A 6,414-nucleotide genomic window follows, 5' to 3' on the forward strand; every position below is an offset into this window, starting at 1 on the left:
CGAGCCAGCGTTGGACATGTTGGGGGCGCCTTAAACGTACGGGGGCCATCACGGGTGGGCGCCCGCCGCGTGAGCCGCGGCGGCCGCGTCCGGCCTTCTGGTCGGCTCGTTCGGGGATGGTCGCGGCGATTCCGCGGGCCCGCAGTGACCGGCGGATCGCGGCCGAGCTGTAGGCCTTGTCGGCGATCACCCGGTCGGGCCGGCACCGAGGACGCCCCGAACCGGGCCGCGGCACAGCGATCGCTGCCAGGACCTGCCCGAAGGCGGTGCAGTCGTTGATGTTGCCCCGCGTGAGCACGATCGACAACGGCAGGCCACGCCCGTCGACCGCCAAGTGGACCTTGGTGGTCAGCCCGCCCCGTGACCGCCCGAGTGCCTGCCCGGACGCCCGGTTCGTCCCGCGCAGTTCCCCTTTTTGCGGGCCCCGGCGGCGTGCTGGTGCGCGCGCACGATGGTGGAGTCCACGCTGACGGTCCACTCGATGCGGCCGACCGAGTCGTCGTGGACCTGCACATGGGTCAAGATCGCATCGAAGGTGCCGTCGGCGGCCCACCGCCGATACCGCTCATAGACGGTCTTCCAGTTGCCGTACCGCTCGGGCAGGTCCCGCCACGGCACACCGGTGGCCAGCTTCCACAAGATCCCGTTTACCACCGTGCGGTGATCGACCCACCGGCCACCCCGGACGGGCTGGGCAGGTAAAAGCGGCTCGATCCGCCGCCACGCCGCATCGGTCAACTCATGCCGTCGCACCACGACACACCATCAACCCACACCACCAGATCATCCTCAGCAGAACACCAAGATCTACCGGACAGGCCCTAGCGCACCCAGCAGCGCCTGCGGCACCCCGGCGCCGTCGCGCAGCGGGGCCAGCTCCACGAAACACACCTGGTCCGCAGCGCCCCCTACATCCCCGCCTTCGGCGCCCGCGACCTCGACCGATAGCCTCGTCCTGCCGACTCCGCCGGGACCGATCAGGGTGACCAGCCTGGCCACCCGCAACATCTCGGCGACCTCGGCCACCTCATCGGCGCGGCCCACAAAACTCGTCAGCTGGGCGGGCGGCGCGGCCGGCGGCGGCGGCGTCGGGCCGCTACTCAGCAGCTCGCGGTGAAGCGCGGTCAGCTCGGCCGACGGATCGGCACCCAGCTCGTCGGCCAGGCGCCGACGGGTCGTCTCGAACACCACCAGCGCCTCGGCCTGCCCGCCCTCGGCGAACAGCGCCCGCATCAACAACCCCGCAAGCCGCTCCCGCAACGGATGACGGCCGACCAGCTCACGCAGCTCCGGTACGGCCGCCCTGTACTCACCCCAGCCGGAGCCCGGCCTCGATGCGGTCCTCGAGCGCTCCGAGCCGACGCTCCTCCAGCCGCAGGGCGGCCGCTTGGGCGGTCTCGCTGTCCGGCAGGTCGGCCAGCGCCGGTCCCCGCCACAGCTCCAGAGCCTCACGCAGCAGGACGACCGACCGTTCCGCGTCACCGTCGGCCAGCGCCGCGCGGCCCTCTCCGGCCAGCCGCTCGAACCGGGAGGCGTCCACGTTGTCTGGCTCGACCACGATCCGGTAGCCCGTCCCAGCTCGTTCTATCGCACCCGACGGCCCCAGAGCCGGGCGGAGCCGCGACACCTGGGACTGCAGCGCGTGCACCGATACACCCCCAACGGGGTCAATCCCGTCGGCAGGCGGTCGGCCGACACGACCTCGCCGGGGCGCACGAGCAGCAGGGCCAGCAGCGCCCGCCGCGCCGGCCCGCCCAGCGCCACCTCGGCACCCTGGTCATCCCACGCTCTGGTCTCGCCCAAGATCCCGAACCGCATGGCCGCGAATATTCACCGCCCGCGATGATCCGAGCCATGCCACGGGCGATCATCAGGACGGGGAAGACGCGCCCAGAGGATCACGCGGGGCTGATCGGGCCGAGCCAGGTGCCGCCCGAGACGTCCACCGTCTGACCGGTCACCATGCGCCCCGCCGGGCTCGCCAGGAACCCGACCACATCGGCGACGTCCTCGGGCTCGCCGAGCCTGCCCACCGCGGTGATCGCCTCCAGCTGCGCGACGGCCTCCGGGACGGCGGTGAGGCCTGCCGTCAGGTCGGTGCGCACCGCGCCGGGGGCGACCGTGTTGACCGTGATGCCGCGGCGCCCCAAGTCATTGGCCAGGGTCGGCGCCATCGACTCCAGAGCGGACTTGGTGATGGTGTAGCCGATCTGCATGGAGACGCCGAACCGGCTCGCCACCGAGCCCATGTTGATGATGCGGCCGCCATCGTTCAGCAGCGGCAGCGCGCGCTGAATCACAAAGAACGGGGTGCTGACATTGATGGCGAGCAGCTGCTCGAACTCCTGCGGGTCGAGCTGCGCGGCGGCCTTGCCGGAGCCGATGCCGGCGTTGTTCACCAAGATGTCCAGGCCCCGCCCGGCCAGCCCGGCGGTCAGTCCGTCAAAGAGCCGGTCCACCGCACCCTCCGTGCCGAACCGGGCCCGCACACTGAACGCCCGGCCGCCGGCGGCCTCGATCAGCCCGACCGTCTCCTTCGCCGCCTCGTCGTTGCCTCCGTAGTGGACCGCGACCAGCGCGCCCTCGGCCGCGAGCCGCAGCGCGATCGCCCGGCCGATTCCCCGCGAGCCACCAGTCACCAGTGCCGTCTTGCCAGTCAGAACGTTCATCGTCACTCCCTGTTCCATGGCCGGTCCGGAGCGGATCCGGCGATGACCCGATCCTCGCGTTAGGGGCTCACCGGACGCTCACCACAGCCTCACCGGAGCACGTCGACAACCCCGGGCGTACGCCATGGCCCCATCCCCAGCCTCTTCCCGTCAGCTGAGCCGCAGGCGGCGGAGCCTGCAGCCGCCGTTTGCGGCTGGTGACAGGTTCGTTAAAGCCTCCCGAGGACCGGTGATGCACTGACCCCTTGAGTCCAAGATCGCTTGCCGACAGGGAGAAATGTGCAGGCAGGCGCGCGGGCGGCAGGGGATGGGTTAGGCGTGCGGGTCGGACGATGTCGGGTCCACGGTCTCCTGCGGGCTGACTTCGGTGGCTGCCCAGGTGGCGAGGAGTAGGAGTTTGTCGTGGTCGGGAGTGTGAGGTGGTGCGCTGTAGGCGGTGAGGGTGAGGCCGGGCTGGGCGGGGAGTTCCATGGCGTCGAAGTCGAGGGTGATCTCGCCGATCGCGGGGTGGCGGAAGGCTTTGTGGCCGGTGTGGTGTAGGCGCACGTTGTGCTTGGCCCACGCCGTACGGAACTCCTCGCTGCGGGTGACCAGTTCGCCGATGAGCCCGGTCAGCTCGCTGTCGCCGGGCGCGCGCCCGGCCTCGGTGCGCAGCAGCGAAACGGTGGTGTTCAGCGACTCCTCCCAGTCGGGAAAGAAGTCGCGGCCGTCGGGGTCCAGGAACTGGAAGCGGGCGATGTTGGCCGTCTGGGCGTCCCGTTCGGGGAACGCCGGGTAGTACAGGGCCCGGCCCAGGCGGTTGGTGGCCAGGATGTCCAGGCGGCCGTTGCGGATGAACGCTGGCGAGTCGGTCATGGAGTGCAGGACCCGCAGGACGCTGTCGGGCAGCGGTCCGCGAGGGCGTCCGGTACAGCGGGCGGGCCGCTTGGCGGCGGCACGGGCCAGGTCGAACAGGTGGGCGCGTTCGGCCTCGTCCAGTTGCAGGGCGCTGGCGACGGCGTGCAGGACCTCGTCGGAGGCGCCGGCCAGGTGTCCGCGTTCCAGCCGTACGTAGTAGTCGATGCTGACGCCCGCCAGCAGAGCGACCTCTTCGCGGCGCAACCCCGGCACGCGCCGACGGCCGCCGTAGGCGGGCAGCCCGGCCTGCCGCGGCGTGATCTTGGCGCGGCGTGAGGCGAGGAATTCGCGGATGTCACTCTGTGTGCTCACCTTTCCAGGTTAGGTGGACGTCCGGCGCGGAGAGGGGTCCTGTCAGTGCCTGGATCATCAGGCCCTGCTCTCGGCCTCTGACCTGCGGTTGGCTGGGTAGTGGACCGCCGTGGGGGCTACTGGCTCCCAGGCTGTGCCGGGATCGACTGATCCCACCCGAAACTGACCGGCCTTCCAGCAGAGGAGCTCTTTCGTGCCCAAGCAGTCCGCCCCGCAGGAACTCGCGCAGATCGCGCCCAAGCTCGTCGACGTCACCAACGAGGTGCTGTTCGGCGACATCTGGGAACGCCCCGGCCTGTCTGCGAGGGATCGAAGCCTGGTCACCGTCAGTGTGCTGGCGGCCCTCTACCGCAGCGAGCAGCTCGGTTACCACCTCGGTGTGGCCCTGGACAACGGGCTCAGCGTGGAGGAGCTGTCCGAGGCGATCACGCACCTGGCCTTCTACGCCGGCTGGCCCAACGCCATGACCGCGATCACCCTGCTGAAGAAGATCGCGGACGAACGCTCCGCCTGATCCTCGGCGCGGGCGGCAAATCGGCCCCGCACGATCAGCGGGCCGTAGTGAACCCAAAGAGGAGGAACGAGATGGCCGGCAACGGATTCGACCAGATCTTCCCGCTCGGCGAGAAGAACGACGCCTACGCGCAGTACTTCATCGGCCAGAGCTATCTGGCTCCGCTCGCCTCGGGCAGCGTTCCCGTCAGCAACGTCTCCTTCGAGCCGGGCTGCCGCAACAACTGGCACATCCACCACGGCACGAACGGCGGCGGGGACCAGATCCTGCTGTGCACGGCGGGCAGCGGCTGGTACCAGGCTGAGGGAGAGGACCCCATCAGCATGGAGCCGGGCACGGTGATCCGCGTCCCGGCGGGCACCAAGCACTGGCACGGTGCGAAGGCCGACGCGTGGTTCTCCCACCTGGCCTTCATCACCCCGGGCGAAGGTGTCGGTAACGAATGGCTCGAGCCGGTCACCGACGAGGTGTACGGCAAGCTGCCGAAGAACGGAGCGAACGCATGACCGTCCTGGAAGAGACCTACACACTGTCGAACGGCGTCGAGATTCCCAGGCTGGGGCTCGGCACCTGGTTCATCGACGACGACAAGGCGGCCGACGCGGTCCGCGCGGCCGTGCAGATCGGCTACCGCAACATCGACACCGCCCAGGCGTACGGCAACGAGCGCGGCGTCGGCGAGGGCGTGCGCACCTCGGGGGTGCCCCGCGAGGAGCTGTTCGTCTCGACCAAGCTCGCCGCGGAGATCAAGGACTACGACCAGGCGCTCGCCGCGATCGACGGCTCGCTGGAGAAGCTGGGCCTGGACCGTATCGACCTGATGCTGATCCACAGCCCGCAGCCGTGGGACGACTTCCGCGGCGGCGACTACGCCCAGGGCAACCGCGAGGCGTGGCGTGCTCTGGAGGACGCCCACCAGGCCGGAAAGATCCGGGCCATCGGCGTCTCCAACTTCCAGCAGCACGACCTGGACAACATCCTGCAGGGCGCGACCGTCGTCCCGCACGTGAACCAGTTGCTCGTGCACGCCGGGAACACCCCCGCCGAGCTGCTGGCCTACTGCGAGAGCCGGCAGATCCTCGTCGAGGCGTACTCGCCGATCGCCCACGGCGCGATCCTGAAGAACGCCGAAGTCCAGGCGATGGCCGAGAAGTACGGGGTGTCGGTCCCCCAGCTGTGCATCCGCTACACCCTCCAGCTGGGCACGGTGTCGCTGCCCAAGACGGCGAACCCCGAGCACATGCGGTCCAACGCCGACGTCGACTTCGAGATCTCCGACGCGGACATGGACGCTCTGCGGGGCCTGCGCGACGTGGACTACGGCGAGCACAGCGCCTTCCCCGTCTACAGCGGCAAGTGAAGGTGACCGCCGAGTTCGGCGCCACCGACACCGTCGCGTCTGCGTCCGGCTCGATGCGTCATGGCCGACCCGTGCCGGCGCGAGGTAGCGCTCGTCTGGCGTGCGCCGAGGCCATCAGGCGCTCGGCGCGAACAGCACGCGGGATTCCAGGTCGAGCCGGGGGTGGTGGCCTGGGCGGGTGGGGTGAGGTTAAGGGGGCCAGTTGCCGAACCGGCGGATGGTGTGGGTGATGTAGGGCGAATTGTGGCCAGCTCGTCGGTGTTGACGCGGTGGCCTTCGGCGGCGATGGCGTTGGCGGCGTCGGTGATGTCGCAGGCGGCGGAGTAGATGACCCAGTTGGCGATCAGCTCGTTGAACCTGATCACCTTCTCTTGGTGGTCGGGATCGTTGTGGCCGATGAGCTTGCCGCTGAACATCAGCCAGTCGGCGAAGTCGTCGAAGGCTTCGTTGCGGCGCTCATCGGCAATCCCAGTGCAAACGCCGATCGGCTTCATTCGCGGCGGCGCGATGGCCGATCGTAGCCGCCTCGAACAGGAGGGCCTCGCTTTTGTTGGGCAACTCGCAGAGCGTGCGACGTGCCAGCGAGGGGGCCGAGACCCGCGCGACCCTCACCGCGGTGCCGCTTGTCGGACGATCCTCCCCTCCGGCGGCGCGCTCGCCGC

At 69.8% G+C, this 6,414-nt stretch carries 8 protein-coding genes and 2 pseudogenes; 3 read left to right on the forward strand and 7 right to left on the reverse strand.

Annotation, left to right across the window (positions count from 1 at the left end):
• From ABZ914_RS19945 to ABZ914_RS19965, 5 genes and pseudogenes are all read right to left on the reverse strand, one after another.
• Positions 1 to 753, reverse strand: a pseudogene (locus ABZ914_RS19945) (IS5 family transposase); the annotation flags it as partial.
• Between the two features lie 54 nt (positions 754 to 807).
• Positions 808 to 1,299, reverse strand: a pseudogene (locus ABZ914_RS19950) (BTAD domain-containing putative transcriptional regulator); the annotation flags it as partial.
• A gap of 10 nt (positions 1,300 to 1,309) precedes the next feature.
• Positions 1,310 to 1,648, reverse strand: coding sequence for an AfsR/SARP family transcriptional regulator (locus tag ABZ914_RS19955; protein WP_500194669.1), 339 nt, complete (start codon positions 1,646 to 1,648; stop codon positions 1,310 to 1,312).
• A 250-nt stretch (positions 1,649 to 1,898) separates the two neighbouring features.
• The gene (locus ABZ914_RS19960; protein ID WP_500194671.1) at positions 1,899 to 2,669 is read right to left on the reverse strand and encodes an SDR family NAD(P)-dependent oxidoreductase; all 771 of its coding nucleotides are present in this window, start codon (positions 2,667 to 2,669) and stop codon (positions 1,899 to 1,901) included.
• 312 nt (positions 2,670 to 2,981) lie between these two features.
• Positions 2,982 to 3,878 (reverse strand): helix-turn-helix transcriptional regulator, encoded by an 897-nt coding sequence (locus ABZ914_RS19965; protein WP_500194672.1) that lies wholly within the window; start codon positions 3,876 to 3,878, stop codon positions 2,982 to 2,984.
• A 193-nt stretch (positions 3,879 to 4,071) separates the two neighbouring features.
• On the opposite strand from ABZ914_RS19965, the gene ABZ914_RS19970 reads away from it, so the two are divergent.
• The 3 genes from ABZ914_RS19970 (at position 4,072) to ABZ914_RS19980 (ending at position 5,752) form a co-directional block, all read left to right on the forward strand.
• Positions 4,072 to 4,392 carry a carboxymuconolactone decarboxylase family protein gene (locus ABZ914_RS19970; RefSeq protein WP_500194675.1) on the forward strand — a complete coding sequence of 107 codons (321 nt, stop codon included), beginning with the start codon at positions 4,072 to 4,074 and terminating at the stop codon, positions 4,390 to 4,392.
• A gap of 71 nt (positions 4,393 to 4,463) precedes the next feature.
• Entirely contained in the window at positions 4,464 to 4,898 is a 435-nt protein-coding gene (locus tag ABZ914_RS19975) for a cupin domain-containing protein (protein ID WP_500194676.1), read from the forward strand.
• Complete coding sequence (locus ABZ914_RS19980; RefSeq protein WP_500194678.1) at positions 4,895 to 5,752, forward strand: aldo/keto reductase; 858 nt, start codon at positions 4,895 to 4,897, stop codon at positions 5,750 to 5,752. Before ABZ914_RS19975 ends, ABZ914_RS19980 begins: the two co-directional genes overlap by 4 nt.
• Here the strand turns inward: ABZ914_RS19980 and ABZ914_RS19985 are convergent.
• Complete coding sequence (locus ABZ914_RS19985; protein WP_500194679.1) at positions 5,737 to 6,246, reverse strand: Tn3 family transposase; 510 nt, start codon at positions 6,244 to 6,246, stop codon at positions 5,737 to 5,739. The two genes, ABZ914_RS19980 and ABZ914_RS19985, sit on opposite strands and share 16 nt — an antisense overlap.
• The coding region (locus ABZ914_RS19990) for a hypothetical protein (RefSeq protein WP_500194681.1) at positions 6,209 to 6,414 on the reverse strand (206 nt) is incomplete at its 5' end. The genes ABZ914_RS19985 and ABZ914_RS19990, both read right to left, overlap by 38 nt.

This window comes from Spirillospora sp. NPDC046719, assembly GCF_040645715.1.
Lineage (GTDB): Bacteria > Actinomycetota > Actinomycetes > Streptosporangiales > Streptosporangiaceae > Spirillospora.

Coding starts and splice junctions, on each gene's coding strand:
- ABZ914_RS19960 (WP_500194671.1), bottom strand. CDS start 2,669: ATGAACGTTCTGACTGGCAAGACGGCACTGGTGACTGGTGGCTCGCGG.
- ABZ914_RS19975 (WP_500194676.1), top strand. CDS start 4,464: ATGGCCGGCAACGGATTCGACCAGATCTTCCCGCTCGGCGAGAAGAAC.
- ABZ914_RS19980 (WP_500194678.1), top strand. CDS start 4,895: ATGACCGTCCTGGAAGAGACCTACACACTGTCGAACGGCGTCGAGATT.
- ABZ914_RS19985 (WP_500194679.1), bottom strand. CDS start 6,246: ATGAAGCCGATCGGCGTTTGCACTGGGATTGCCGATGAGCGCCGCAAC.